This window comes from Bacillus cereus group sp. BfR-BA-01330, assembly GCF_022663885.1.
Classification (GTDB): Bacteria; Bacillota; Bacilli; order Bacillales; family Bacillaceae_G; genus Bacillus_A; species Bacillus_A cereus.
Map to the genome: position 1 here is coordinate 257,311 of NZ_JAKUGK010000008.1, position 26,605 is coordinate 283,915.

Here is a 26,605-nt window from a genome sequence, read left to right on the forward strand (position 1 = left end):
TATACGCCTTTTGTCTTGTTTTCAATAACGACATAGGAGGCGTTTTTTTATGACATCTAATATGGAACATTATCTCTTATATTTTTCATTCCTACTACTACTTATGTTATTTCTAAATTAATATGGTCATAATTAAAAAAGAGGGTGCTCGCAGCTCCCTCTTTTTTTAGATAATTAAATATGCTCTCCATGATCCATAAACACTTCAATAGTTTCATTTTTTGATACGTCTTTTACATTAGTAAGACCAAAAGTAAAAACAGCGGATAACATCATCATTAATAAGATTGCTTTTTTCATTTTAGCGCCCTTCTTTCTATACTCTTTTTGTCTGCATCTAAAGCGATGTGTAAATACTTGCTGGCTTTTTCGTGATTTTCTGAACCATAGAATATATTACCTAAAAGATAAGCATATTCTTTTACCCAATCATATAATTCTTCTTTTTCAAAATACGAAATACCTTCCATGACCACCTTTTCTAATTCTTCTTGTGGTGCACAGTTATGTAATGCTTTTAAAATTTGAAAATGATGACGATAACATAAGTCACTAATCTTATAGCCATTCTCAATATATTCATTAGCATTATGATTGTGACCTAACTTAAAATGTTCTCTTGCTAAAAGAAACATCGTTTTAGCGTTGTTTTCTAGTGATTCCTCTAAATGTTTAATTGCTAACTCTGACATGTTTTGACTTGCATATAAAAGTCCTAAATTGTGCTTTACACGTTTAGTAAGACTTTCGTCATGAGATTTTTGGAAAGTACCCAATGCTGAAAGTAAATATTCTTCTGCACTTTCGAAATCACTTAAGCGAGTGTGTGCCATCCCTAAAGTATTCAAACAAGCAGCAGTTTTTAATTCATACCCTGGACTAATTGAAAATACTTCAATTGCCTTCGTAGCAAATTGAACTGCTAGGATTGGTTTCAATATGTGATAGTAATGAACTGCAAGCCAATAATTAAATTCAGCTTTTTCGATTTCATCATGCATGTACTCTAAATACTTTTCAGCTTCTTCAAATTGCATTCTTGCTTCACTATGGTTTGCTGTATTAGTAGCATAAATTGCTTTAAATAAATGATGATAGTACTCTAAAAATGTTTCTGTAGGCTCTTGTAATGGCTCAATTTTATCCAAAATATCTTTTGAACTATCCATATCACGAATTAGCAGATTATACCGTGCATTCAATAATGCATAGTATACTAATATTGTTTGGTCTTCCTTAATATTATTGATTTTATCTGCAATCTCTTCTTTTATTTTATTAGACTGTAATACACGTTGTGAAATTATAGCTTGATACCAGTCGTTTAATAATTTTGTGATTTCTTCTTTAGAAATAATTTCAACATTCATATACGTTACCCCCTTTTGTTAAATGTTACCACAACATACTTGTTTATATAAATGATTTTTTGAATATTAAAACTTGATAAACTTTTTTGAACACTTATATTAAACAATGTTAATTTCAGATTTATTGAACTACCCCCACTTTAAATAATTATCTGTTAATCTTATCAATCCAATTAGTACAACAGTTAACATGATACACAGGGAAGCTTTAATTGAATAGAAAATATATTTCGAATAACTTTCCTTAAGTTTAGTATCAGTATCCCTCATTCCCTCGTCTACCGATTTTAATATCCATATTTCTTTAAGTGCACGTATATTTGATTTGATTTTATACGAAAAACCATGAATTATTAAAAATTTAGTTTCAGATAGAATACGTAGACCATAGGAGTTGGTGTTTCTTAATCCAGAATACATTACTGGGTCTTTTTTTATTAGTACAAGATATAAATCGTCAGTTTGAATTATATAGTTGAGAAGGAATGCTTAATAAAGAAGGAGGATCATGATGAAATATCAAACAATATTTCTCTCATTAAAAAAATCGCTTTTTATCTTTATCCTTTCTTTCAGTATGTTAATTTTCACACTCCCTGCCTCTACCTTTGCACAATCCAATAGCAATGCAAATCCTGTTACAAATTACTATGTATCTCCAGCAGGAAATGACCTCAATCCCGGTACATTAGATCAACCTTTCGCTACCATTCAAAAAGCTGCTAATGTCGCAAAAGAAGGAAGTACAATCTACATAAGAGGCGGAGTTTATAACCAAAAAGTTCGTGTCGCTCATTCTGGTGCCTCAGGCGCACCCATTACTTTTCAAAATTATCAAGATGAAAAAGTCATTCTCGATGGTTCTAAAGTCAAGTTAGAAGATGATGGGTTATTTACAATAGAAGACAAAAACTATATTCAAGTAAAAGGATTAGAATTTCGTAACTTAAAGTCAACGAAAGTTAACGAAACCCCTATTGGTATTTATATCAATGGAACAGGAAGTTACATTGATATTAGAAATAATTATATTCACCACATTGAAGCAAATGTTAAGGATGGAAATGCACACGGTATTGCTGTATACGGTACTTCATCTAGTGCTCAAAATAATTTAAATCATATTGTCATCGATAATAACGAAGTAGCAAATTTGAAGTTAGGACTGAGTGAAGCAATTGCTGTGAATGGAAATGTAGATTCCTTTGAAGTTATCAATAATAAAGTACATGATAACAACAACATCGGAATTGTCCTGATTGGACATGAAGGCGTATCACCAGTAGCTTCTTTAGATCAGGCACGAAATGGAGTTGTTCGTAATAACATTGTCCATCACAATTCATCCATCAATAATACTAGTTATAATGAATATTCAGCTGATGGTATTTACGTGGATGGTGGGAAGGAAATTGTCATTGAGCAAAATCAAAGCTATGAAAATGATCTCGGTATTGAAGTAGCTAGCGAACATGCAGGAAAAAGTGCAAGCCAAATTACCGTTAGAGACAATACGATATCCAATAATATTATGAGTGGCATTGCAATTGGTGGATATGATAGTCAGCAAGGGTATGCGGAAAATAATACGATTACGAACAATGTGATTTATAAAAATGATACAAAAGATCAAGAGAGTGGCCAAATCGAATTAAATTACGATACCCGGAACAATGTAATTACCAATAACCAAATCTATGCTAGTAACAGCCGTATTTTTATCAGCAATAATTTTAATAAAAACACTGGGAACAAATTGGATTACAATCATTACTATGGTGAATTTGATCAAAGTAATGGCTTATGGCAATGGAAAAGAAAAACGTATAAAGGATTTACATCTTATCAGACAGGTATGAATCAAGAAGGAAATGAACAACATAGTGTATTTAGCAAATTGTCTCCTTCATTCAAACTTATTTTAAAATGAAGCAAATTTACTAAAATGACTTTGTCTTAGCACACCTCAAATCCCCTCCCCTATATTGGCAAGGAAGAATTAAAAATTGCAGTTTCAATTGAAACTGCAATTTTTCCATGCTTATAAAAACTCTGTATTTATTCTTTAAGTACATAGGCGTATCTATAATTCTATTTGTAGGCTGCGGCTAATTTCTCTTAATATTAAGTACTAATACCTCCGCAGAAATTGATCTATTATTAATTGAGGAACAAGTATATTAAAAATATGAACCTTATTTTTAGTATTTCTTTTTATATTTAATAGCTCCTTCTCCAATATGAATAAACAACTTTTATTATCCCTAAAGAAATAAAGAAATATAAGAGGATATTCACAAATTGTTCTGCTGTAATATACTGAAGTATGTTAAGGAAAAATAATATAAATATTCCTAGATAAAGAGTATTATATAAAAAATTAGTAGTTTTATACTGAATTTCTAAACCTCTCTCATCTCTTGCCTCTGGGCTTTTTTGAAATTTAAACATATATAATTCACTTAAGCATGATAAAACTATAATAATAATTACAGCATACTTTATAAATTCCATTTGTTTATTCCTCCTTAAATTCAAAAACTTCCTCTAATGGTTTTCCAAAAGCTTGGGCTATTTTAAATGCAAGAATTAAAGAGGGATTATATTTATTCCTTTCCATAGAAGCGATAGTCTGTCTACTAGCACCTACTCTCTCTCCTAAATCTTGCTGTGTCCAACCTTTTTCGGCACGACAAACAACTATCCGGTTGTTTAACAACTACCTCCACCTCCCATAAATATTTTATCCTATTTTTAACATTTTGCATATAATCTTTAACATATTGTGTACTATTTTTTACATTTTATTAAAAATACCATATGAGGAACATTGAATATTCGCAAGAATTTGTCTCTTCAAACAACTAATATTCTAGGAAATTGCAACTAAAGAAGTTGCTGTTTCTTTTATTCCCCTAAAAACTTAATCGCTTTGCGGTACTTCTCCAATCGTTTTAGGTCTCTCTCTGTTATCCTAGCAAGTCTTGAGCGATCAGAATTATGTTTTAAGTCTGCAAGTTTAACTGTACGGGCAAGAGAATTTTCTTTCACTCTGCTCAGATACTCAAAATAAGGTGTGTATTTCTCTTTTGTCAGTACCTGCACTGCCTCAACTACGTTATGAGGTATACCAGCATTTAATAAATCAGCAGCTGATATCTCAGTATCTTCAAGAACATCATGCAAATAAGCAGTAGCCTTCTCTTCGGTCGTATTTACAAAGCTAGCAACTGCCTCAGGGTGTTTGATATAATCCATACCTGCTTTATCTACTTGCCCAGCATGGGCTTTTTTGGCTATCTCGTGAGCTATTTTTATATAATTAGGTAACATCGCAAAGGCTCCCTTTCTTTAAACAAAATCCCCCCTCTAGCAATCTGTTCTAAAAGTGAAGGAGGAAAATATTGATATAATCCCTCAGCAAATCATTTTAGTTCATCTTGAAACAAAAAATTCATAAAAAATGCCATCCTCTCTGTATATTTCTACAAAAAGAATAGCGTTTTTTCGGTTATATGGATACAATTTTATTTTAATTTGAATTACGCCCTTTTCCCTTACGAGTATTCACTATATTAATGAGGAAAATTAGTCCGAAGATAAGGAATAAAAATGGGTGCACCCATGTTCTAAAATTAACTAGACTTATAATAAGCATTATAATGCAAAGGATACAACCTATAATATCAATGCTAAAAGATAACTTCCCCTTTATTGTTTTCATTTATAACTATTCCCTTCCAGATGACACCTTTAATTTATAATTCTCAATATAATAATAACATACGTTTCGACTTTTAACTTTTTTACATTTAATTACTTTTTTAGTTATAGTGCAACAAATACCTGTATTGTGTGCACCAAGGTAGCAAGATAGCAATAACCCCTGAAATTAAAATTAAATCTGAACAGATTGAAGAATTCACTACAAAAAAGCTAACGAAGCAAAAATAAACAAAATATAGATTTGAATTATATTTCTCAACAACCAAAATTACTTAATGTGGTAAAAAATAATCAGGTTGGCACCCAATACCATATTACGATGGTTCCAGTCGCAGGAAGGCACCTTTGGGTGTCTTTTCTTTTGTTTGAAACATATTCTGGCAAAATACCTGTATCTTTGTTAATTTACGACTCACATAAAACAACAAACTTCGTATATATAATTTGTTACCCTAAATGGGTTGAAAATACGAACAGTTATAGGAGGATTTTGTGAATGGTAAAAACAGCTTGTGTAAGTATTATTACTGGAATTCTTTTAATATGTTCAACAGGATGTGCCAATCAAACTGATTCTATTATAGCTAAAACTCAATCAATAGATGATGGCACATATACAACAAAAGAGATCACAGACGCATTTCCTGTAGGAACACCCATAACTACTTACATTCAAAAAGAAGAAAAACTGAACGTAAAACATCTCACCAATATTTCACTTACAGATGGTGGCGTCGGTAGAGTTCTGGAAGCAACAGATGGTTTTGTTGTCGTATGTGGGAATGAAAAAGGAGTTTTTGATGTGTTAATATTTAAAACCATGGAAGATGTAAAGAAATATGAACAGAGTTTAAAGCGATAATTAATATTCTTCTTATGCCTTTTACACAGACATTGTCCTCTTGCTCTTGCTATGGCTTTTTCTAAGTACAGTATAATTGCGTCATGAATACACACACGTTATAATGGTCACCTAATTACATATGAAGAGGTACAGAAAATGAATAAAACAGAATTAACAAAAGTAGTAGCTGAAAAAGCTGAACTTACACAAAAAGATGCTGCAGCAGCAACACAAGCTTTATTAGATACAATAACAAATGCACTAGCAAATGGAGAGAAAGTACAGATTCTTGGTTTTGGTACATTTGAAGTACGCGAAAGATCTGCACGTACAGGACGTAACCCACAAACAGGTGAAGAAATGCAAATCGCAGCTTCAAAAGCACCTGCTTTTAAAGCTGGAAAAGAATTAAAAGAGGCAGTAAAATAATTTTACATATTGAAAAGATCTTGATATGAATATCAAGATCTTTTCAATATCCTTTTTGTTTTATTCTAAGGACACATCTTGCAAAGTCTATATAAAATAGATCCCAAAAAGAATGTAACCAACTTGTGTTATGATGAACATTTTAAGTTCGAAACCAGTGAGTGTTCTTTCCCTTTTTATTTTTCGAAAATATAGAAGCATTATATATTCTCTTTATTTATATACAGCTAGCTTTTGTAAAAGTTGTTCTTTTATAACCGGCCATTCGCTTGCAATAATACTATATACAACTGCATCCCGTACATAACCATTTGGCAATTGTCTTTCGTTTCGCAATACACCTTCTTTTACAGCACCTAGCCTTTCAATTGCGCTTTGTGCTTTTTCATTTCGTAAATCCGTTTTTATTTGCACACGTAACATGTGTAACTCTTCAAAAGCATATTGCAATAACATATACTTACACTCAGTATTTATACTTGTACGATGTACACTTGGATGATACCACGTTTGCCCAAGTTCAACCGTTTTGTTCTCTTTTGAAATACTGTACAAACGTGTACTGCCTACATTTTCATTCGTTTTCTGATCTACAACAACAAATGGTAAATCAGTTTCCCCTTCAAAACCTTTTATTGCTACTTGAACGTACTGCTCCATATCTTGATAGCTATCCATTTTAGCTATTAAATACTTCCATATTTCTTTATTTCCTTCCACTATGGTAAATAAGCTTTCGATATCATTTACATGCATTAATCGTAACATGGCTCTATCATTTACTAATTCCATAAACTATTCCCCTTTTCAATAGATGCTCCAATAGTTGGCATTTCATAATCATTTCTTCAAATGGTTATGAAATTGGATATAAATCAGATTATTTGCTACAAGCTTATAATCATTAAACATTTCCTTGCCCTTCTTACTATAATTTTCACGGAATTATATCTATTTTAAAAGGTCCGCCATATATATATTCTCTTTAACTAGTGGTATGGTTTTACACACCATTCCAACAGTTTTTTATAAACAGCATAATGTTATTTTAAACCTACATTGCTGGCTGTACTCCATCACTATCAAGCTAACAAAAATGAGAGTTATCCCAAAACAATAAATACGAACAACACACAAAAAATTTTCGTTCTGGGGGTATTATAATTTCTTAACTTGATGGGCATGTGTGGTAGGCACCCTATTTTGAAAACCAACGCTTATAATCAAAAAAAGCGCATAAGTATTTATTATTGGAAAGTGGTATACTTCACCACCGGATGGTATTACAATATTGTTGGAAAGTCCTTCTTGGCTAAAATGATAAACAGAAATACCTCAAAACCGATAAAATACCTACACATTCAATTTAGGCAAAGAAATACAAAAATTTGTATGTTTCTTTGCACTCTCTAAACTGATCTTCCCTCCATGTTTCTCCACTATATGCTTAGCAATAGTTAATCCAAGACCTGATCCCCCATTATTTTCTCGAGAATCATCTACTCGAACAAATGCATCAAAAATACTTTGTTTCATATCCTCAGGTATTCCAATTCCATTATCTATGATGTTTATATAGACTTTGCTTTCATCCTCAATTAACGAAACAAACACGGTCGTACCTGCCGTATTATACTGTAGAGCATTAGATATTATGTTAGAGATAGCACGGGATAGTAACCTGTTGTTAATTGGAGCAATCACTTCTTTAAAGGGAATTTGATATTGAAGGATTAAGCGCTTCGCTTGAAATAAATCATAATATTCTACAAGCAATTCACGAATAAACTCAGATACATCAGTTGGATGTATTTCAAAAGGGTAATCAGAATGCTCTAATTTAGACAGTTCAAAAATATCTTCAGTTAATACCGCAATGATTCGAATCTTATTATATATTACATTCAAAGTTCTTTCTCTTTCACTTTTTTCAGTAATGATCCCTAGTTGTAATGCTTCAACATAACCTTGAACGGTTGTAATTGGTGTCCTTAAATCATGAGACAAATCTACAAGCATCTTCTGCTTGGTTTCTTCCAACCTCTTCTTCTCTTTCTCTATTTTATCGAGTTTTTCCGACATAACATTAAACGAATGTTGTATTTGCATTAACTCAAAATATGTTTCATAGTTTAACCTTTTGTCATATTTCCCACTAGCAATTTCCTCAAATCCAGTTGCTAGCTTATCCAATGGCCTAGTTATTTTCCTAGCAATTTGCCTACTAAATATATATACATTCATAGAGAAAAATATAAAAAATAAAACAATTGTAGAAAAAAATATCCTATAAAAAACATATACGTATTCCTCATTTTTATCAGAAAACGTATATTCATACTTTATTGCTTTTTTAGGAACCTTAACAAGGCAATATAATGTTTCACCTTTTTTCGTTACAAATGTTGCTACAGATGAATAATAAGGGAGCTTATCATTATCAAAAAATAAAGTAGCAAATTCTCTTTGTGGATATGATAAAAGCTGATCCTTCTTTTCCCCTTTGGTATAGATAACTTGTAAATTTTCATTAAGAATTTCTACCCAACCACCAAATGATTCTATTGATTCTGAATTAATAGTTTCAAAGTTTTCACGCACTACTTCACTTGCTTTTAAATTATTTAGCTTTCCTAGTTGCTTCTCTGTTTGGTACATCAAAAATATAAATAAAATTATCACCGTGAAACCTATTGCTAGTGCAAATATAACGTAATTTTTAATTAAGATATATAAAACTTTATTTTTCATAAAGTTCTTCCTTCCTAGCAAATCTATACCCAAGCCCCCGGATCGTTTTTATATAAACTGGATTCTTAGGAGAATCCTCTAATTTTTCTCGTAGTCTACTAATATGAACCATAATTGTATTATCATCTGCACAGTAATAATCAGACCATACACTTTCAAAAATTTGTTTTTTAGTAAATATTCTCCCTGGATCCCCCATAAAAAGTGTTAAGATTTTATATTCCGTAGCACTGAGAGTAATGGTTTCGCTTGATTTATAGAGTGTACAAGAATGATGATCTAATATTAAATCACCCATATGAATTTGCTTCTCCTTACCTTCCACAGCCTTATCATTAAATTCATAGGACCTTCTAAGGTGAGCTTGAACTCTAGCTATAATTTCTAAAGCACTAAATGGCTTTGTAATGAAGTCATCTGCTCCAATCCCTAAACCTATAATTTTATCTACTTCTTGAGATTTAGCTGACAATATAAGTATTGGGAATTGTAGCGTTTCACGAATCTTTTTAATTAATTGATAACCATCCATTTTAGGCATCATAATATCAACAATAGCTAAATCAATATGATTTTCTTCTAGACACTTTAAAGCACCTTCACCATTTGAAGCCTCTACAACAAAAAAATTCTCCATTTCTAAAAAAAGCTTTAAAAGATCAACAATATCTTTGTCATCATCAACAATTAATATATTTTTTTTCATACTCTCCCTCGCATCAGTCAGAATTTTCAAAAATACATTTAAGGTTATTGTAAGGTAAATGAAAGTGACATGAAAGACTAACCGTTTAATATACAGGTATGAATTAAAAAAGGAGGTATTATCACATGAAAAAATTTGTTGGAATTGCGTTAGCTACTACCATTGGAATTGGAAGCTTAGGAACTTTTGCTACTACTAAAACTTACGCTGCAGTAAACAATCCAGAATCAACAAAATTGGTTTATCAAGTATCTGATGTGCAAGGTGAATTTATGCACATTAAAGTGGGGAAACCTTGGTCAATGACGCCAAGCGGAAATCAATACAAATATGTCTTATTTAGTAAAAATAAAATTTATGTCAACCCTAAAACTGGTGTTGTAACAGCATATGAAGAAGGAGCAGCTGAAGGCAGAGTACTCGATAAAAATGGAAATGTAATTGCTATTTGGTATATTACAGCTTTTAAATGATGAAAGGAAACTTTCACAAAATTAAAAAGGCGTTTTTAAGAGTAGTTAACAATTTAATATGTTAGTTTTTTGTTTTATTTATAGAAAAAACAAGTTAATTTTAAAATTTTTTTAAATCAAAGGAGATGTAAATATGTTCAAAAAAATAGTAGTCGGTGTATTAACCACAGGCATTTTATTCTCTGGATCAGTTGGAGTATTTGCAGCAGATAATAGCCAACAATTACCCACAAGTAAATTAGCTAAAAAAGAAGCATGTCCAAATAATACCGTTTGTTATCGAATAAAGGAATTTCAGTATTATAATTTACCTGTAAAATATAATAAAAATACAGGTAGTAACGAATATTACTATAAATTATCTGGTGAAACCGGACATTGGGAAGTTGATTCTCATAAAGGGAGATTAACTAATTTAAGTGCTGGAAAAATAAAAGTTAAAGTGTATGAAGGCGGTGTATTATTAAAAGAGTTTATGGTAATAGCTGATAGCTATAATTAATTTAAAAGGAATAATATAACTAGATGGAACGCTGCTAAATAGCAGCGTTCCATCTAGTTATATTATTAAAGTAAGGAATTGATAAATTATAAAAGGACAGCTATCCTTAGATAACTGTCCTTTTATTAAATATGCAATAAATATATTATTCTTATCGTATATTAATTATTCAAACTTAATGTTTATTAAAATGGTAAATATGGTTTTGGATCTACTTGTCCACCTATATACTGATTCTTAATTTCGAAGTGCAAATGGTTCCCAGTAGAGTCACCTGTACTACCTACTTTTCCTATTACTTGACCTTGTTGTACATGTGCCCCTACAGTAGTTAAAATTGAGTCCATATGACCGTATAATGTCCAAAGTCCGTCTTCATGCCTAATAACCACCGCATTTCCATATCCACCAAATCCTTGACCTCTTACACCAAAACCAGCAAGTTCTACAGTTCCCGATTTAGATGCCATTATTGGTGTACCCTTTGCCGCTGATAAATCAATACCTTTATGCACTGTCCCCCAACGACTTCCATACCATGAGCTAACATTTGGATTTTGGATAGGCATTTGATATTTAGAAGAACCCGAATCTGTTTCATGCGGATTCATCCACTTGTCGCCTTCCCACGTCTTAATTTTCAGCCAACCATCTGTTGTTCCATCTACTATTCTAAAAGATTGTCTTCCATACTTCGCTCCAGCATTCGCAACCTTTGATGAGAAAGAAGGTTCATCATATGCATAGAAATCTCCCATGACACGTTCTTCCCCATTTAAGTTAATCTAAACTGGACCTTCCCATGTTTCAATCTTCCACCAACCATTATCTCTTTTTTCCACGACCCCTACATTTTGACCACCATACTCTGATCCGCTATTTGTTTTAGCTGAAGTAAATGACGGTTCTTTATACCCATAGAATGATTGATTCACGTACTCAGAACTATTAGCAACGTGAGTTACCATACTAAATGTCGAGATAGATAGAATAAAGAATAATAACATTACACCCTTCTTTAACATATACTCCCCTCACTCCTTTTCGAATAATAATATATCGCGGTTATTACATTAACATATTTTTCTTTTTTCTATATTTTTACTAATAAAGACCTATTTGATATTTCTATAATAAGAAAATAGTTTTTTACTTTAATATAAATATTTAAATTTTAATAAAAATAAAAAATCCCCGATTTAACAAAAGGGATTTTGATATTATTTCCAATTTACATATTTAAAACTCCGACGATTTAACGGGCTTTAGAATTCTCAATATAATAATGTATTTCTAATCCTTTTCTTTCTGCACGAAGTACGGTTCCTCTCAATTTTGATAAATGTTGTGAGACCGTAGATTGCGGAAGATTTAAAATCTCTATTAACTGTGTAATATTACATGTCTTATGGTACATTAACTCATTAACAATTTGTAACCGTATTGGATGTACCTTCGCCTTTAATACCTCTACATCTTCTTCCAAGATTTCTTTTCTCTCTTGATTTTCTTTTAACTCTAACAATTCAAATTCCCCTTTATTATTTATTTCTATTTTTCTATTATCGCTATACATAATTAATTAGGTATGGTTCCCTTTTCGCCTGTTGAGGAAATATATTTTGATTAAATCTTTAAATGAAAAAAGGTTATTTTTACAGGAATTACAATAATACATACTACTTGAATCTCAATAAATATAAATTAATAGAATATTCCGCCTTATATTGATAAATGCTATTAAGTAGATTTTGATAGAGGAAAATTCTGATATGATACTAATTGCTGAATAATATCTTTGGAGAGGATGAAATTGAACAATGAATGTTCATATACAGGGGAACGAGCAAATAACTCATTTATTAAATGAATGGTATCAAGAAATTAGGGCTAGGCATGTAGACGCCGCTCAATTACTTAAACAAGAAATTGAAAACAGAATCCATAATATAGAAGAAAATCAAACGATATTATTATACTACTCACTACTAGATTTTAGACATCAATATTTAATTGATAGCTTAAGTATTTCTAAAGATAGCTTTAAACAAAGTGATGCTTACAAAACTCCTACAGACGATTTCCTTTCATACTATTATCACTTCTTTAAAGCCATTCATTCCAATGTTACCGGCAATCATAGCCTTGCAAAAATACATTACGATAAAGCTGAATACCTATTAGAAACAATTCCTGATGAGATTGAACATGCTGAATTCCATTATGAGTTGGCCATTTTCTATTGTCATACACATAAATCGATTTTATGTATTAATCATGTAATGAAGGCGAAAGATATATTTTCAAAACATCCTGGGTATGAATTGAAAGTTGCCTTCTGTAATAACCTATATGGATTAGCCTGTACTCATTTAAAGGAGTGGGAATTAGCTGAGGAACACTTTATCTCGGCCATGAATACATTCCAAAAAGAAAATTTAGAATACAATATTTTGATTGTTCGTCACAATCTAGGATTTATGTATGCTACACAGAATTTATCCGAGGTAGCATTACGTTATTTATCTGAAGTTAATCAGAAGCTACCTAGCGATTATAAAGCTGTTTTTATTGAAGCTAGGGAACATTATAAATTAGGAGAACATCAAATTGCTCAAGAATTAATAAAAAAAGGCCTGCAGCTTTCTACTCAATTGGGAATTGAAGGCTATATACATCACTTTAAGATTTTAGAAAAAATGAATCTAAATAGTTGTGCTACTGATATAGAAAAAACTGTTTTAGAAGGAATTTCCTATTTTGAACACGAAGAACTATATGAGTATATAAATGAATATACCGAAAAGCTAGCAACCCAATTTTACAAAGAAAATAATCATAAAAAAGCCAGCTATTACTTTTATGAAGCTAGTAAAGCCAGTGAAAAAAACTTTAAAAAAGGAGCATTAAAATGAAAAAATTAGCGGTTAGCTTACTGGGTATCTTAATTGTTGTAACAGTAACTTTTGGATCAAATTCTTCAACAGGCTCTCAAAGTACCATAAATGTTATTAAATATTCACATGGACATACTGGATGATGAAAGGAAGGATTATACCTTCCTTTTTCTTATATTTTAGAATTCAATACGTATCTCCTCCTACATTTATCTATACAAATTTAAGAATAAATAATTCAAAAGATAAAATAAAAATACTATAATTAAAAACTTCCATTTGTTTCTTTTCGTTGGTTTTCCAGCATGTTGTATATAAAAAAATAAAGAAATACCTGCCATGGTAATTAAAAATATCTGATAGTAATCAATCATCTGTAATAACCCCTCCATACAAAAATAAGAAGTCTCTTTTTAAGAGACTTCTTATTTCTAATACAAACGACATACATAGGATAAATATACACAATATTATCAGGATGGTTTGCTTTGTAGCTCTTTTAGCATAACACACAATATCTCATTTTTGTTCAATAATCCCAATTCGTAAAACTTTATCAACATGAAAATATTTCATTTAAAGTAAACGAACAAAAATAAACTCAACGAAATATTCACTTATAAAACCAACGTATATAAAAAAACAGCTACAATTCCATTCATAGTTTTAAAAATTTGTCCTCCTCTTCTTCTAAGAATATTCTAAATCTCAGATAGATTATCTTATAGCGCCACCTTATGTATGCAGAATTACATATCAAACCATATTGAAAATCATTCTCATTGTAACTATAATGGTTTCAAGAAGTGGTATTTTCACTTCCTTTTCAAATCTCAAAATATATTAAAGGAGGAACTAGCATTATGAAAAAAGTTATTTTAGCAGGGGCACTAGGAATTGCAGTACTATCAGGTATGAATTTACCAGGAGTAGAGGCACCAAAAGCGAGTGCGGCAACTACGAATTTAGAAATTCAAGAAGTTACAAAATATTACTCTATGAATTCCTATGAAGTTTCTCAAAAAGAATCATTTAATCTTAGTAAAGGGGAAGAACTTACAGTCTTTGTACAAAATTCCGGGTTCCCAATTTCTTATACAGTCTTTGATGCAGATAATCAAGTAATTGGCACATACAATGCTAATTCACCATATGGTCGCGTATTCAAAGCACAAAAAGACGGTAATATTTCTGTTCAATTTCAAGCAGGAGTAAATTCTTCTTACATGAAGAAAATGAATTTCACAGCTAAATTTGCAGTTTCTAAACTTAACCAACAATAAAAAATGTAACGATTCTCTTTAAAAGCAAATTAAAAAGGTATATCCCTTCAATGGGATATACCTTTAACTTTAGTGAATTTTATATTGACCAGATAACTGCTCTTGCGCCATACGAACTAAACGTTTCGTAATCTCTCCACCTACTGAACCATTTGCTCGTGATGTTGAATCTGGTCCAAGTGTAACGCCAAACTCCTGAGCAATTTCATACTTCATTTGCTCAATTGCACTTGCTGCAGCTGCTATTAAGATTTCGTTTGAATTATTATTTTCGCGAATTTGCATTTTTTAAACACCTCCGTTGAATTTGGTAATATCATGCTCTATTTCCAACAAAATATGCAAAAAAATTATTCGTTTAGCTATTTTTCATATATACCTAAGCTTTCATCTCTGATGTGGGAATAAATAAAGGTATAGGTCATACTCTATACCTACACCTTCTCCTATCCTACTTACTATTGAATTCCCCTATTAACCCCTGTAACTCTTGCGACAGCCAATTTAAAGAATTTGCTAACTCTGCAATATCTTGTACATATAGTTCTTGCTCTTTCATACTTGTTTCCACATTACTACTGCTATTCACATATGTATTTGCAATGTGTGATAATTCATTTACAAACTGAACAATTGTTTGATTATCTTTTAGAATGTCACTTGAATTATTCGAATTCGCTTTAATTTGATTTGTAACAGATTGTGCAGATTCTGAAATCTTTTCAAAGAAAGCACCACTACTTTGAACAAGTGTTATTCCTGATTCAACTTCCTTTGAACTCTTCTGTATGGATTTTACAGCTCTCTCTGCTTCAGCCTGGGTTTCACCAATTAATTTAGCTACATCCCTTGCAGATGCCTCGGTTCTTTCCGCTAATATACGTACCTCGTCCGCAACACCTGAAAATTCTTCTCCCAACTCTCCAGCACATGAGGATTCAGTAGAAGCATTTAAAGCTAATGAATTTGTTTGATTTGAAATGGTTGTAATTACAGTAAGAATTTCATGAATTTCCTTAGATCGTACTTCTAATGCATAAATACTAGAAGATACATCCTGAACTGTATCTCTGATTCTTTTCATTTGATTCACGATTTGCTTAATCAAATCTTTTCCCTCTACAGAATGCTGGTCCATGTCTTCCAAAGCATTGCCAACTTGTTTTGCAGCTCCTTTAATTTCTTTCATCTTACTTTCCATTTCTTGAACAATCCCTAAACATTTTTGCACTACATATTCATGAGAATGTGCTCCTAAATTTAATCCTGTAATAGCACTTGCAATTTCTTTAAAGGCTATGCTATTCTCTTTTGTACTTACCGACAATTCCTGTGAAGATGTCGACACCTGTTCAGCAGTCTGCCTTACTTTATCTATAATACTATTAAACTTTTTAATAGTATTATTAAAATAGATATTAGTTATTCCTATATCATCAGATCTTTCATTCAATTTAATACTCAAATCCCCTTCACCAACTTTACGTAACCCTTCTTGTAAATCCTTTAAAGGCGATAGAGAGTTTCGTGAGATAAATATTTGAATTGTAATTGCGATTGTTAATGAAATTATAATAAATAGTAAACCTTGTATCATAAATTGTTTCTTTGTAAGAGGAATAATAGAAGCATCCAAATCCGCTGCAACAATTGCAATTATATTTTTATTTTCATCTGTAACTGGCTCTAAAATTGTTACCCAGAACCCTAATTCATCTTCATACACTTCTGTCATTTGTGCCTGTTTTGTTTGTATTACTTTATCATATGTTTTCATCCAATAAGTAGGCTGCTTATAGTATTCACCTGGTTTTACAGAAACAGTATTTGCTAATTGTGTATCCAAAGCTACTATTTGTAATTCAGCTTTATCATTTAGCTTGGCTCCTGTAACATATGTTTGCCCAACACTTTTCATATCTTTTATAGCTTTATCTAATTGCTCTGTCAATTTTTCTTTCTTCACTCTTTGTGCTGTGGGGTCTTTTGCTACATCTTTTACTATTTCTAGATCTAATTGATTTAATACCGAATCACCTGTTTCAAAAGACTGCCTCTCAAATATAGACATCATACTACTTTGAAACATATTAAAACTTAACGCTCCCATACTTCCAACAAGGGTCAGAATTACTAATACCGTTAGTAATACATTTTTTTGAAGCAACGATAGCTTATGCCAATATTTTTTCATTAACATCACCTTTCTTAATTTCTGGAATAAAGCTAAAGCAAGTAGCAATATCTTTTAAAAACTTTTTTCTTTTATCTTGATTGTTTCACTATATTCATAGCAATATTTAAGGACTCCAAACGTTTATGTACGTATAAACAAAAACATGCAATTGTTATAAGCATTAAAATACAGCTAATTTTTAGCTCTCCCTTATATAACAATACTAAAGATATGATAGCCATCACATCTATAAATAATAATGCTAAAGTTTTTATATTTCCTCTCCTTAATACAATAACACTTTATAGAATTTAATATTAAGCGGTACAATATTTCTGTAATTATTAGGTCTTCTGCTTATATTTTTTAAATCGATGACATCAAAGTTGTAGCCTACCAGAACAACTATAATAATTAATAGACTACTAAACATGATTTTTAAACTAGATTCGTTACTATTTATTTTAATGTGTTTATTGGTGAAGAATGGAGACTGGTTTTATTTAATGTTTTTCGAAATTAAAAAAGAGACCTATTTATTAGATCTCTTTTTTAATTTATCTTAACTTAATTATTCTATTCTTTTACCTAAAATTCTAATATCCCCATAACTTCTTTTGTAAATAGTTTAAAATCAGTTAAATGTTTTTCAATAATTTGCCGAACAATATCTAAATTTACACTTTGATAATCATGTACAGCAATATTACGAAATCCAACCATCGCCTTTAACTTATTTGCCAGCTCTGCGCTAAGTAGTCCTGCTGTAACTAATAAATCAAAGGCCTCTCGGCTAGATTGGGGTAGTCCTAATTTTTTCCCTGCAACAATATGCATTGCTAAATCAATACTCGCTTCACAAGCTCTTTGTATGTTCAATATTATTGAATCTTGTTTTGTAAAGTCCTCTAAATTTTCAGGGTCATTTCCATATACATCTTGGATTCTTTTTATACAACGCTCTATTGTAGAAATTTTATTTAAAATAACCTCATTCTTCATATATAGAACCTCTTTTCTTTATATCATCAAATACTATCTGTCGTTCTTCATTCAACTTTGAATACATTTTTAAGGTTTTCATTTCAAAAATAACCTTACGTTTTTCATCCGAACAAAATATTGTCTTTCCTGTATGTATAATCTGAGCTTGAAAAACTGTAGAAGCTTCGGATAAATCAACTAAATCAACATCTCTATGAACAATGTTAGCTAACTCCTGTGCTAATAAAAAACGTTCATAGTTCCCTAAAGTTGTGTCACTTAAATAAGCTATATCAATATCACTATCTTCTCGTTCTCTGTTCTCAGCCATTGATCCAAACACAATTATCCAATAGGGATTCACCGTCTCTTGTAATTTTTCTATAATAGCTGTTATCATGCTTTGAAAAATCATCTCATTAATCCCCCTTAGTATACTTGAATTTTATTATATCATAACCAATCATCAAGCCTTTAAACTAATACAAATACAAATACTTAAACAAAACTAGAAGCTTATTTCTGGCCTAAAATTATTATAGTTCAGGAATAGGTATGTTGTAGCTTTGAATCTTAAATAATCGTTTATAATCCAACACTTCGCCTGTTAAATGTCTTTTATATTTTCTTCTTGCAAAAGTAAAAGACTGACAATAACTGTCAGCCTCTTACTTTTATAACTCTGAAGAACTTTAGCCTATTTTAATATACATTCTAATAATTTGAGGATATATTGCTCTAACAAAGACTTATATATATTAATCCACCTTTAATTTTTCTTTTACTTTTGTAGGGAGTTCGTCTTTCTTAACCTCTTCCCAAGATTTCACGCCTTTTTTCTCAGAGTAATATATACGTAAAAATGCTTCTTTACGAAGGTTTTTTAACGCTGTAAACTCCATTTCTTTCTCTTTACCATCCTTATCAAATCCAGGTAATTTATATTCGTAAGTCGTATCCCCATTTACATTTTTCTCTTTTAATTTTTCACCATCTTTGGTAATTTGCACATAATATGTATCTGTACCAAGACGGTTTAGGTTACAACCTGTTAATATTACTGTAAAGAAAACAAAAACACTACACATAAGCACTATTCGTTTCATATTACTCACCTCATATCTTTTCTCACAAAAATTATATCCTAATCTATTTGCTGCCAAAATTCATTTCCATTACGCTAACATTACGTTTTTGTAAGGTAGTAAAAACAGCATAAAATTAAAAGGATATGAATTCATATTTCTACTGAATCCATATCCTTTGTTCTTATTGAGTAAACTATTTTACCTCATTCTAAATAGGAGGTATTTTTATTATTCTGGGAAAATGAAATTAGAGTTCCCTTCACTATTATCGGAATCCTCTTTCGGGAACGTAATAGTAGAACCTTGATTTCCTTTATTTATTTCTTGTTCTTCAGGAAATACAATGGAAGAATCATTGCTTAAGTTTGGTGAAAAACCAAGTTTAGATAAAATGGCTTTTAAGTCGGGTAAAACACCAATTTTATCAGAAGTTGGATCATTAGATTTCGTTCCAGTACTAGAATCACTTAAAATATCCCTCAGCTGTCTTGGTGTATATACTCTCCCCAGATTATTTTTTGCAATTCCTTGAATTGATGCAGCAGCACCAGCAATAATAGGCGATGCACTAGATGTTCCAGCAAAACTAGATGTATATAGATTTGTTATAAATTCACTTGGTTTAGCATCTGTAGTATCTACTGCATTCCCCCATCCATACACATCCACTCTACTACCGTAATTAGAGAAATATGAACGTTTATGAGGAACCCTTGCAGAAGCTGCCCCAACCATAATTGCCCCTGAATCTTTAAAATCAGGACTATTACGATTTAAAACTTGTTTACCATTACGGTCTCTAAATTGATCCAAGTCATTTCCACCGTTTGCACCTGCTTCAATAATAATAATTCCCTTATTTGTTCCCATACGAATTGCATCGAATATGTCTGGTTTTACTTCCACAGGAAAATAGTTCTTATCTCCATATCCATCGTAAGTTGCTTGTGCCTCTAGTAAAAGAATATCTCCAGCTTGCATATTGTTAACGGCACTTAAAATAGCATCAGCTGTATTATAATTTCCGTTATCCCTAATCTGGGATACAACCTTTACCTTAGCCTTTGGTGCAATCCCAATTCCACCTATGTTATTATCCTCTGCAGAAACAATTCCCAATACTGAGGTACCATGATCATGGTGTTCACTCTTATTCTGTCCGGACATCAATTCAATCTTTTGATTCACTAAATCTTCATGACTTAATAACCAACCATACTCCATATCTACAAAAGTTGTTCCTTTTCCGTCTCCACCATTTATACCCCAAGCATAAGGTGCATTAATTCCTAATGGTGCTGGTTCAAGGTAACCTTGTCTTGTAAGTCTAGGCTCATCATATGGATTAACAGATAAATTTGGTAAACGCTCTTCAGGTGGCGTTTCTTCTTCCTGTAGATATGCCGTTTCAATAAGAGATGATTTCTCAAACTTTGCAAGTAAGGCTTGTACATCCATATCACCTTGATTTTCTACAATATAATAGTTTAGCAAATTGGAAGAAATATGTTCGGAGTCGCTTATTTCTCTACCTAAATTTTTAATTTCTTTAGGATTTAAAGAACTAAAAAGTCGATTTATAGTTACATTTGGGTATTCGTTTAAAATTCCAATTAATTCAGGATCTTGTTTTTCTTCTTTAATGAATTTTTCTATTCTATCCTGATAGGGCAAATTTGCCTCATTTTTAAATTTCAAAATTAATTGTTTCGTAACTTGCTTATGTACATTAGAATTTAATTGCTTATTTGAATAATTGTAACTAGCTGCATAGGCAACTTCTGATTTATCACTTGGAAGTAGTCCACCCACCCCATTAAATGCGGTTAACGCAATTGAAGAAACTATAATTCCCTTAAAAATTTTCAAAATGTGCACCTCTTTTAATTTATATATGATTATAAAATGCTTTATATGGCCTTAATTCTTTTTATATAAGCTTCTTATATTTCCAACTCCGTTCATTTTTTAATATTTGCTTAAACATCATTAATACAACTACTTCATACCATCAAACCTATTAATTTAGCTGCATAACTGTAACCATTATAGTTACACCTATAGCAAATAGTCAATCTAATTTTTTATGCAATTTCGCATTTTAAAGAAAGAATGTCTAATTACATCCACTTAGTCTTAAATATTTTAATAGAAGTTAGGCTTCTATCATTATAGGTAATTGCATATATGTAATATAAAACATATAAAGGGGGCAAAACGTGGTAAGCTCAAGACAAGATTCCTGGACTAACGATAACGATTTACTTCTCGCATCAACAGTACTCCAGAATATTCGTAACGGTGGAACACAGTTAGCTGCATTCAAAGAAGTAGCAAAATTACTAAATCGGACACCTGCGGCTTGTGGATTTCGTTGGAATTCATACGTGAGAAAACAATACCAAGAGGAAATACAACAAGCAAAACAAAATCGAAAAGTGGGAAACAATATTTCTCTCTCTGAACAAAAAAAAGAAACAAATTCTTTATCTATGACATTAGATGATATTATTCTCTTTCTAAAAAATTATAAAAAAACAAATGAATTTACAAAGTTACAAAACCAAATAGAAAATTTAGAGGCAGAAAATCAGTCCATTCTACAACGTGTAACTATGTACGAAGAAGAGTATCGTATGTTACTTAATCATATTGATAGATCAAGGAGTTTAGTTGTAATTGATTAACAGAAGCAGTAACTTACTTTTATATACTTAGGTTGTAACCTAAAAAATTACTATATATGAATTAACTTTAAATACTAATAAGTAAAGTGCACGTTTACTATTAATAAACGTGCACTTTACTTATTTCTTAAAACATAAAATTTAATTTTCAACTCATTAATAATATTAAAATTAAGATGTTTGTTTTATAGGTATTTCTTTACTTCTATTCTCAATAAGTCTATCTAATAATAAGTAAACAAATCCAGAAATAATACAACCCACACCTAAGATTGTAAATAATATATGCCCTAAAAGCTGATCCAGTAATACACCACCTAGAAGAGGTCCAAATACATTACCTGTAATCCATTGCAAATTAGCCGCTCCCATATAAGTCCCCCTCAAATGTTCTGGAGCTATATTAGCAACAAATGTCATTTGAACAGGTGACATAATCATTTCCCCTACTGTATAAACTGTATAAGCTATTAATAATGAGCTTAGGATCCCTAAATCATTTGCGTCTATTACATGAAACCACTTTGGTAACCACCCTATTGCTAAAAGACCGACGCCAAAAAGAATGGCACCATATAGCATTGATTTACCAATTGATTTGTGAGTTAACCACTTTGAAATAGGAAATTGAAAACATACAACCAATAAGCCATTTAAAGTCATTAAATATGGAAATGGATTACTATTTCCAAAAATCATTGTATCCTCATTACTAAAATGAAGTGGTAACATACCTTCCGATTGTGAGAATCCCATAAATATAATGATTCCCGTCACTATATAAAATAGAAATATTCTATCTCTTATAACAACTCTTAACGTAAATCTTATTGACTGTTTATGTGTTTCCTCATGTATTATGATATTTTTAGGTTTTGTTTCCTTTAAAAACAATAACATTAATATTGTATAAAACAGCATGGTTCCAGAAGTAATCAAAAATATGACATCTTTTGATACAACCACAACCGCTGCACCAATTATAGGGCCTATCGCAGCTCCTATATTATGAGCCATTCTAAGTAATCCATATGCCTCAGTTCTTTTTTCGGGTTCTGTTACATCGGTAACCATTGCAGATGCCGCTGGTTCAAAGAAAGAATTACATAGTCCTAAACCAATAGATAAAATGGCATATGCTATAAAACCATCAATAAACAAAAAAACAAGCATTAGTAGCCCATTACTCGCCATAGAGAGCACCATAGTTGGTTTCCGACCATAAGTATCTGCTATATGCCCTCCAATTAATGAACCAATACTTGCTGCAATTGGAGATAAGGCTATAATTATACCTACCTCAAGTAGAGAATCCACTTTGTCCTTCAAATATAATGCAAAAAATGGCATTAACATCATCATTGCAATACCGTTTAAAGCTTCCCCGATAAAGCGGATCCAGACATTAAGGTCCATCCCCCTTAATTCTTTCCATGTACTCCTCATATAGTTACCTCGCCTATGCTCAAAGTATATTTTTATCCCAACAAAAGTTTTACTATATTATTATTAAAACCTAAATTTAGCCGGCTATGCTGAAACCTTCGAAAAACCTATCTTTTGATAAAGTAATACAAACTTGTCCCTATAATTTCTAGTGCCTCCTGCATACGTTGAGGAGAAATATTTTCTAAAACGGTATCTTGAGGTGTATGGAATACCTTTTCAACATGATAAATTAGGGGATTCCAACTCTCTACATCCATCCAAATAAATAGTGCCGAGGAAATTCCAGCTTCGTAAAATGGCACATGATCACTAGAATCAAACTTTCCAGTTAATACAACCGATTTCCCTAATGCCTTACTAGTAGCTACCGCAGTATTTGTTACTTCATTTTGAGAACCATCTAGTGTCATTGCATATAAGTCCTTAGCCTGTTTGTAACTTGTCGCTATCATATCTGCATTAAAAACCCCTAGAATATGTTTCTTATCTGTTGTAGATAATTGATTAACATAATGGTAAGCACCTAAAGATTCATTTTCTTCTGCTCCAAAGGCTATGAATTGAATTTCTTTATTAGTCTCTATATCTTTAAAATTGTATGCTAACTCTAATAAAAGTCCTACGCCGGAAGCATTGTCATTTGCTCCAGGTGCTCCGATAACACTATCATAATGAGCACTCATTATTGCTACATCCTCATTATCTGTCTTGTATTTGGGCTTTTTTGTCGCAATAACATTTAATGAACTCAAATTCATTTCGTGTTTTGCCTTTAAACTAACTATATTTTTATTATGCACTATCTTATCTTTCATTCTTATTCCCTGATTATAAGCAAGCCCAAATACAGGTATTTCTTGTTTCTTTTTTAAAACTGGGTTAAAGGCTTCTCCATAGTTGCCCCTATCCCCAATCGTACTATATAACAATACAGCTTTTGCTCCCTTTTCTGCTGCATACTCAACTTGTTCATTATATTTCTCATACGTATCAGCTTGTTCCAATAATACTATTTTCCCATGAATTGATTCAGTTGAATTTTTAATATCATTCTCTTTTCCTATAGAAACTACCTTCCCCACGACAGGATCTTTAGGTATAGATGCATTAGATGCTGCTCCAACTTGCCATTCTTTTTCTCCATACATACTAAAAGAGATACTTCCAATATATTGATCTGGTACAGGAAATGCCTGATACTCAACTTCATACCCTAATTTTTTTAATGTATCTCCAATGTATATAGCTGCTTTATGTTCTTCCTTAGTCCCGCTGGGACGTGGACCAATTTTCTCAGACAGAAAACGTGTATGTTCAATAGCTCGACTAGCACGAACTTTATCTGCCATGAGAGAACTTTGGTCGTTCTTAGTCATAGCATGTACTGGTATTACTTTTCCAGATAAATTACTAAAAAGGAAAAGCAATAAAACCCAAAAAGTTACAATAGTCTTCTTTGTCAGAATTAGTTTCTTCATTTGTCCTCCCTATAATTAAAAAAGATTAATAGTAAAACCTTCCCTCCTAACACACTTACTTAGAAGAAAAGGTTCATTAAAATAATCTCTAACTCAAATTGCATGTAAAAATAAATAAACCGATAGTGCTTTTTATATCTCCAAAAAATTCATTTTTGTTTGCATACCAACAATATTCTTTTGAAACCAATTAAGAGTCTCCCATGACCTCTTTCTATTCGTATAATCCGTTTCCTGAACCTCAAATACAATACCTATGTTTTTATCCAAAGTATTTTTCTTCAATTTTAATAAAGTTTCATGTAATATACTCTCATCAATAGATCCATTAACTGGATTCTCTCCCTCAAAGCAACGTACCTCACTATAAGGAATCGTTAAATGTTTAAAAGAACTAAAATGAAAATGTTTAATATGTTCCATTAAGCTTAAATACTTATGAAAATCCTTATATTCAATTTCCTCTTGCCTTAATAATTTAGAAATACCTAAACGTGTAAGATAGGTTATAGACCAATGACATATATCCCATGTTATTCCAACGTTAGATAACTCCAAATTAACCAAATCAGTAAAATCTTCGGGATATATAAATATAGGATCAAAATCATCGCCCAAGTTTCCAATAATGGGTAGGTTTTCAACGCCAATCCATATATCAGTTCCTTTTATTTCTTCATCTAGCATGTTAAAGAACTCTATAATCCTTTTTCTATTATCAAGAAGATTATAGTTTTGAAATTCCGCGACATTCATAAATTGATTAGCATGCACTGTTATACCTGATGCATTATACTTTATAGCAAGGTCAATAAATTCATATAGTTGCTTTTTAATAAATTCATCATTGAGATAATCTGCATTATCAGTAGGAAAATGCAGCGTTAACAAGGATGGATTAAGGGTTTGAACAAAAGAAAGGACCTCAGAAAACCTTTTTGTATATGAGTTATCAAATAAAGATTTCCCATCAAAAATATTTGCTTCTAATCCATAGCCTTTTTCAACCCATTTTAAATCAATCTGTTTACTATCTAAACCAAAGAACGGGACCTGTGGTATTAACATATTCTCTTCACCTACCATGTCCCCCTTACTAACATAAATGCCTCAGCCGCTTGGTATCCAGATTTGGCACCCCATACAAATGCGTTATGTCTCATTGCTTCTATAGAGCGTGGATGAGGAAATTCCCTTAACTCAGATTCATAATGTTTCATCGCACTTAATTTCTCCTCCAAATGATCTTCAATATTCACAAAATAATTAGGAAGAAACTTATCTTTTTCATTATAATTCCACTCTGTAGAAGATAAAGTTTCATATGCAAATACCCATTTGATATTAGTATCTGGCAGAGGGCGTGTCGCTGTCATTACTGCTCTGTAAACAACAGTATGATCAATATTTATATCTCCACCATATTGAGTATAAATAATTGTAGGATTTACTTTTTCAATGTGATTTTCAATCTCTTTCACTACATCAAGTAAGGGTAATGTATCAAGACGATTATCAGGGAAATCTAGTCTTGCAAAACTCTTTACACCAAGTGTAGTACATGCCCCCTCTGTTTCTTTATAAGATAAGTTCTTAACCTCTAAATCTAGCTCTTTATATTCTTTAGCTCTAGAAGATTTTCCCTCTGCAAGTATTACAACATGTACATCATCACCTTGTTTCACGTGTTTCGCTATTGTTCCACCAACACCAATTATTTCATCATCCGGATGAGCGGCAAATACAAGTACATTCATAGAAT

General features: G+C 31.5%; 29 protein-coding genes and 1 pseudogene. 9 read left to right on the forward strand and 21 right to left on the reverse strand.

Going from position 1 to position 26,605, the window contains the following annotated elements; genetic code table 11:
- Positions 1-174 precede the first annotated feature (174 nt).
- Together MR112_RS22885 and MR112_RS22890 are read right to left on the reverse strand one after the other, a co-directional pair.
- Positions 175-300: an aspartate phosphatase gene (locus MR112_RS22885; RefSeq protein WP_242245438.1), complete on the reverse strand. Its 126-nt coding sequence runs from the start codon at positions 298-300 to the stop codon at positions 175-177.
- Positions 297-1,370 carry a response regulator aspartate phosphatase gene (locus MR112_RS22890; RefSeq protein WP_242245439.1) on the reverse strand — a complete coding sequence of 358 codons (1,074 nt, stop codon included), beginning with the start codon at positions 1,368-1,370 and terminating at the stop codon, positions 297-299. Before MR112_RS22890 ends, MR112_RS22885 begins: the two co-directional genes overlap by 4 nt.
- A 511-nt stretch (positions 1,371-1,881) precedes the next feature.
- On the opposite strand from MR112_RS22890, the gene MR112_RS22895 reads away from it, so the two are divergent.
- Positions 1,882-3,300 carry a right-handed parallel beta-helix repeat-containing protein gene (locus tag MR112_RS22895; RefSeq protein WP_242245440.1) on the forward strand — a complete coding sequence of 473 codons (1,419 nt, stop codon included), beginning with the start codon at positions 1,882-1,884 and terminating at the stop codon, positions 3,298-3,300.
- 290 nt (positions 3,301-3,590) lie between these two features.
- Here MR112_RS22895 and MR112_RS22900 read toward each other — a convergent pair whose 3' ends face one another.
- The 3 genes from MR112_RS22900 to MR112_RS22910 all read right to left on the reverse strand — a co-directional run bounded on the left by MR112_RS22900 (position 3,591) and on the right by MR112_RS22910 (position 4,703).
- Complete coding sequence (locus tag MR112_RS22900) at positions 3,591-3,884, reverse strand: hypothetical protein (RefSeq protein WP_242245441.1); 294 nt, start codon at positions 3,882-3,884, stop codon at positions 3,591-3,593.
- Positions 3,885-3,888: 4 nt separating this feature from the next.
- Positions 3,889-4,089, reverse strand: a complete 201-nt coding sequence (locus tag MR112_RS22905) for a helix-turn-helix transcriptional regulator (RefSeq protein WP_000933886.1) — start codon at positions 4,087-4,089, stop codon at positions 3,889-3,891.
- Between the two features lie 188 nt (positions 4,090-4,277).
- Entirely contained in the window at positions 4,278-4,703 is a 426-nt protein-coding gene (locus tag MR112_RS22910; protein WP_098620123.1) for an HD domain-containing protein, read from the reverse strand.
- A gap of 889 nt (positions 4,704-5,592) precedes the next feature.
- Between MR112_RS22910 and MR112_RS22915 the strand changes: the two genes are divergently transcribed.
- Both MR112_RS22915 and MR112_RS22920 read left to right on the forward strand, forming a co-directional pair.
- Positions 5,593-5,958 (forward strand): hypothetical protein, encoded by a 366-nt coding sequence (locus MR112_RS22915; RefSeq protein ID WP_214632099.1) that lies wholly within the window; start codon positions 5,593-5,595, stop codon positions 5,956-5,958.
- A gap of 138 nt (positions 5,959-6,096) precedes the next feature.
- Positions 6,097-6,369: an HU family DNA-binding protein gene (locus MR112_RS22920; protein WP_001043941.1), complete on the forward strand. Its 273-nt coding sequence runs from the start codon at positions 6,097-6,099 to the stop codon at positions 6,367-6,369.
- 213 nt (positions 6,370-6,582) lie between these two features.
- Here the strand turns inward: MR112_RS22920 and MR112_RS22925 are convergent, their stop codons facing one another.
- From MR112_RS22925 to MR112_RS22935, 3 genes are all read right to left on the reverse strand, one after another.
- On the reverse strand, positions 6,583-7,161 hold the full coding sequence (locus tag MR112_RS22925; protein WP_242245442.1) for a GNAT family N-acetyltransferase: 579 nt from the start codon (positions 7,159-7,161) through the stop codon (positions 6,583-6,585).
- A gap of 561 nt (positions 7,162-7,722) precedes the next feature.
- Positions 7,723-9,120 carry a sensor histidine kinase gene (locus MR112_RS22930; protein WP_242245443.1) on the reverse strand — a complete coding sequence of 466 codons (1,398 nt, stop codon included), beginning with the start codon at positions 9,118-9,120 and terminating at the stop codon, positions 7,723-7,725.
- Positions 9,110-9,826, reverse strand: coding sequence for a response regulator transcription factor (locus MR112_RS22935; RefSeq protein WP_242245444.1), 717 nt, complete (start codon positions 9,824-9,826; stop codon positions 9,110-9,112). Before MR112_RS22935 ends, MR112_RS22930 begins: the two co-directional genes overlap by 11 nt.
- A 125-nt stretch (positions 9,827-9,951) precedes the next feature.
- Between MR112_RS22935 and MR112_RS22940 the strand changes: the two genes are divergently transcribed.
- Both MR112_RS22940 and MR112_RS22945 read left to right on the forward strand, forming a co-directional pair.
- Positions 9,952-10,299 (forward strand): hypothetical protein, encoded by a 348-nt coding sequence (locus tag MR112_RS22940; RefSeq protein WP_242245445.1) that lies wholly within the window; start codon positions 9,952-9,954, stop codon positions 10,297-10,299.
- A gap of 133 nt (positions 10,300-10,432) precedes the next feature.
- Positions 10,433-10,801: a hypothetical protein gene (locus MR112_RS22945; protein WP_000473547.1), complete on the forward strand. Its 369-nt coding sequence runs from the start codon at positions 10,433-10,435 to the stop codon at positions 10,799-10,801.
- 185 nt (positions 10,802-10,986) lie between these two features.
- Here MR112_RS22945 and MR112_RS22950 read toward each other — a convergent pair whose 3' ends face one another.
- From MR112_RS22950 to MR112_RS22960, 3 genes and pseudogenes are all read right to left on the reverse strand, one after another.
- Positions 10,987-11,412 (reverse strand): M23 family metallopeptidase, encoded by a 426-nt coding sequence (locus MR112_RS22950; RefSeq protein WP_370658499.1) that lies wholly within the window; start codon positions 11,410-11,412, stop codon positions 10,987-10,989.
- A pseudogene (locus tag MR112_RS28985) lies at positions 11,400-11,826 on the reverse strand (hypothetical protein); the annotation flags it as partial. The gene MR112_RS22950 and the pseudogene MR112_RS28985, both read right to left, overlap by 13 nt.
- 230 nt (positions 11,827-12,056) lie before the next feature.
- Entirely contained in the window at positions 12,057-12,326 is a 270-nt protein-coding gene (locus tag MR112_RS22960; RefSeq protein ID WP_242245448.1) for an ArsR/SmtB family transcription factor, read from the reverse strand.
- Positions 12,327-12,621: 295 nt separating this feature from the next.
- Between MR112_RS22960 and MR112_RS22965 the strand changes: the two genes are divergently transcribed.
- The 3 genes from MR112_RS22965 to MR112_RS22970 all read left to right on the forward strand — a co-directional run bounded on the left by MR112_RS22965 (position 12,622) and on the right by MR112_RS22970 (position 14,981).
- Positions 12,622-13,716 (forward strand): Rap family tetratricopeptide repeat protein, encoded by a 1,095-nt coding sequence (locus MR112_RS22965; protein WP_088339004.1) that lies wholly within the window; start codon positions 12,622-12,624, stop codon positions 13,714-13,716.
- Positions 13,713-13,841, forward strand: a complete 129-nt coding sequence (locus MR112_RS28825; protein ID WP_000732002.1) for a hypothetical protein — start codon at positions 13,713-13,715, stop codon at positions 13,839-13,841. The genes MR112_RS22965 and MR112_RS28825 overlap by 4 nt, the downstream gene beginning before the upstream one ends.
- A gap of 720 nt (positions 13,842-14,561) precedes the next feature.
- Positions 14,562-14,981, forward strand: a complete 420-nt coding sequence (locus MR112_RS22970) for a hypothetical protein (RefSeq protein WP_084065910.1) — start codon at positions 14,562-14,564, stop codon at positions 14,979-14,981.
- Positions 14,982-15,050: 69 nt separating this feature from the next.
- On the opposite strand, the gene MR112_RS22975 is transcribed toward MR112_RS22970, so the two are convergent.
- The 6 genes from MR112_RS22975 to MR112_RS23000 form a co-directional block, all read right to left on the reverse strand.
- Positions 15,051-15,266, reverse strand: a complete 216-nt coding sequence (locus tag MR112_RS22975) for an alpha/beta-type small acid-soluble spore protein (RefSeq protein ID WP_001167049.1) — start codon at positions 15,264-15,266, stop codon at positions 15,051-15,053.
- 166 nt (positions 15,267-15,432) lie between these two features.
- Complete coding sequence (locus MR112_RS22980; protein ID WP_242245449.1) at positions 15,433-17,175, reverse strand: methyl-accepting chemotaxis protein; 1,743 nt, start codon at positions 17,173-17,175, stop codon at positions 15,433-15,435.
- 570 nt (positions 17,176-17,745) lie between these two features.
- Positions 17,746-18,159: a type VII toxin-antitoxin system HepT family RNase toxin gene (hepT, locus tag MR112_RS22985; protein ID WP_061139844.1), complete on the reverse strand. Its 414-nt coding sequence runs from the start codon at positions 18,157-18,159 to the stop codon at positions 17,746-17,748.
- Positions 18,149-18,556: a type VII toxin-antitoxin system MntA family adenylyltransferase antitoxin gene (mntA, locus tag MR112_RS22990; protein ID WP_061139845.1), complete on the reverse strand. Its 408-nt coding sequence runs from the start codon at positions 18,554-18,556 to the stop codon at positions 18,149-18,151. The genes hepT and mntA overlap by 11 nt, the downstream gene beginning before the upstream one ends.
- A 343-nt stretch (positions 18,557-18,899) precedes the next feature.
- Positions 18,900-19,247: a YxeA family protein gene (locus MR112_RS22995; RefSeq protein WP_071741273.1), complete on the reverse strand. Its 348-nt coding sequence runs from the start codon at positions 19,245-19,247 to the stop codon at positions 18,900-18,902.
- Positions 19,248-19,457: 210 nt separating this feature from the next.
- On the reverse strand, positions 19,458-21,098 hold the full coding sequence (locus tag MR112_RS23000; RefSeq protein ID WP_242245450.1) for a S8 family peptidase: 1,641 nt from the start codon (positions 21,096-21,098) through the stop codon (positions 19,458-19,460).
- A 350-nt stretch (positions 21,099-21,448) separates the two neighbouring features.
- On the opposite strand from MR112_RS23000, the gene MR112_RS23005 reads away from it, so the two are divergent.
- A complete protein-coding gene (locus MR112_RS23005; RefSeq protein ID WP_242245451.1) occupies positions 21,449-21,916 on the forward strand; it encodes an RsfA family transcriptional regulator in 468 nt (155 codons plus the stop codon).
- A gap of 171 nt (positions 21,917-22,087) precedes the next feature.
- On the opposite strand, the gene MR112_RS23010 is transcribed toward MR112_RS23005, so the two are convergent.
- The 4 genes from MR112_RS23010 to MR112_RS23025 all read right to left on the reverse strand — a co-directional run bounded on the left by MR112_RS23010 (position 22,088) and on the right by MR112_RS23025 (position 26,600).
- Entirely contained in the window at positions 22,088-23,362 is a 1,275-nt protein-coding gene (locus MR112_RS23010; RefSeq protein WP_071741275.1) for an MDR family MFS transporter, read from the reverse strand.
- A gap of 107 nt (positions 23,363-23,469) precedes the next feature.
- Positions 23,470-24,843 (reverse strand): M28 family metallopeptidase, encoded by a 1,374-nt coding sequence (locus MR112_RS23015; protein ID WP_242245452.1) that lies wholly within the window; start codon positions 24,841-24,843, stop codon positions 23,470-23,472.
- Between the two features lie 132 nt (positions 24,844-24,975).
- Positions 24,976-25,911, reverse strand: a complete 936-nt coding sequence (locus tag MR112_RS23020) for a sugar phosphate isomerase/epimerase (protein ID WP_242245501.1) — start codon at positions 25,909-25,911, stop codon at positions 24,976-24,978.
- A gap of 11 nt (positions 25,912-25,922) precedes the next feature.
- Positions 25,923-26,600, reverse strand: a complete 678-nt coding sequence (locus MR112_RS23025; protein ID WP_242245453.1) for a PIG-L deacetylase family protein — start codon at positions 26,598-26,600, stop codon at positions 25,923-25,925.
- Between the last annotated feature and the right edge of the window lie 5 nt (positions 26,601-26,605).

Coding starts and splice junctions, on each gene's coding strand:
- MR112_RS22885 (WP_242245438.1), bottom strand. CDS start 300: ATGAAAAAAGCAATCTTATTAATGATGATGTTATCCGCTGTTTTTACT.
- MR112_RS22890 (WP_242245439.1), bottom strand. CDS start 1,370: ATGAATGTTGAAATTATTTCTAAAGAAGAAATCACAAAATTATTAAAC.
- MR112_RS22895 (WP_242245440.1), top strand. CDS start 1,882: ATGAAATATCAAACAATATTTCTCTCATTAAAAAAATCGCTTTTTATC.
- MR112_RS22900 (WP_242245441.1), bottom strand. CDS start 3,884: ATGGAATTTATAAAGTATGCTGTAATTATTATTATAGTTTTATCATGC.
- MR112_RS22910 (WP_098620123.1), bottom strand. CDS start 4,703: ATGTTACCTAATTATATAAAAATAGCTCACGAGATAGCCAAAAAAGCC.
- MR112_RS22915 (WP_214632099.1), top strand. CDS start 5,593: ATGGTAAAAACAGCTTGTGTAAGTATTATTACTGGAATTCTTTTAATA.
- MR112_RS22920 (WP_001043941.1), top strand. CDS start 6,097: ATGAATAAAACAGAATTAACAAAAGTAGTAGCTGAAAAAGCTGAACTT.
- MR112_RS22925 (WP_242245442.1), bottom strand. CDS start 7,161: ATGGAATTAGTAAATGATAGAGCCATGTTACGATTAATGCATGTAAAT.
- MR112_RS22930 (WP_242245443.1), bottom strand. CDS start 9,120: ATGAAAAATAAAGTTTTATATATCTTAATTAAAAATTACGTTATATTT.
- MR112_RS22935 (WP_242245444.1), bottom strand. CDS start 9,826: ATGAAAAAAAATATATTAATTGTTGATGATGACAAAGATATTGTTGAT.
- MR112_RS22940 (WP_242245445.1), top strand. CDS start 9,952: ATGAAAAAATTTGTTGGAATTGCGTTAGCTACTACCATTGGAATTGGA.
- MR112_RS22945 (WP_000473547.1), top strand. CDS start 10,433: ATGTTCAAAAAAATAGTAGTCGGTGTATTAACCACAGGCATTTTATTC.
- MR112_RS22950 (WP_370658499.1), bottom strand. CDS start 11,412: ATGAATCCGCATGAAACAGATTCGGGTTCTTCTAAATATCAAATGCCT.
- MR112_RS22965 (WP_088339004.1), top strand. CDS start 12,622: ATGAATGTTCATATACAGGGGAACGAGCAAATAACTCATTTATTAAAT.
- MR112_RS28825 (WP_000732002.1), top strand. CDS start 13,713: ATGAAAAAATTAGCGGTTAGCTTACTGGGTATCTTAATTGTTGTAACA.
- MR112_RS22970 (WP_084065910.1), top strand. CDS start 14,562: ATGAAAAAAGTTATTTTAGCAGGGGCACTAGGAATTGCAGTACTATCA.
- MR112_RS22975 (WP_001167049.1), bottom strand. CDS start 15,266: ATGCAAATTCGCGAAAATAATAATTCAAACGAAATCTTAATAGCAGCT.
- MR112_RS22980 (WP_242245449.1), bottom strand. CDS start 17,175: ATGAAAAAATATTGGCATAAGCTATCGTTGCTTCAAAAAAATGTATTA.
- hepT (WP_061139844.1), bottom strand. CDS start 18,159: ATGAAGAATGAGGTTATTTTAAATAAAATTTCTACAATAGAGCGTTGT.
- mntA (WP_061139845.1), bottom strand. CDS start 18,556: ATGATTTTTCAAAGCATGATAACAGCTATTATAGAAAAATTACAAGAG.
- MR112_RS22995 (WP_071741273.1), bottom strand. CDS start 19,247: ATGAAACGAATAGTGCTTATGTGTAGTGTTTTTGTTTTCTTTACAGTA.
- MR112_RS23010 (WP_071741275.1), bottom strand. CDS start 23,362: ATGAGGAGTACATGGAAAGAATTAAGGGGGATGGACCTTAATGTCTGG.
- MR112_RS23015 (WP_242245452.1), bottom strand. CDS start 24,843: ATGAAGAAACTAATTCTGACAAAGAAGACTATTGTAACTTTTTGGGTT.
- MR112_RS23020 (WP_242245501.1), bottom strand. CDS start 25,911: ATGTTAATACCACAGGTCCCGTTCTTTGGTTTAGATAGTAAACAGATT.
- MR112_RS23025 (WP_242245453.1), bottom strand. CDS start 26,600: ATGAATGTACTTGTATTTGCCGCTCATCCGGATGATGAAATAATTGGT.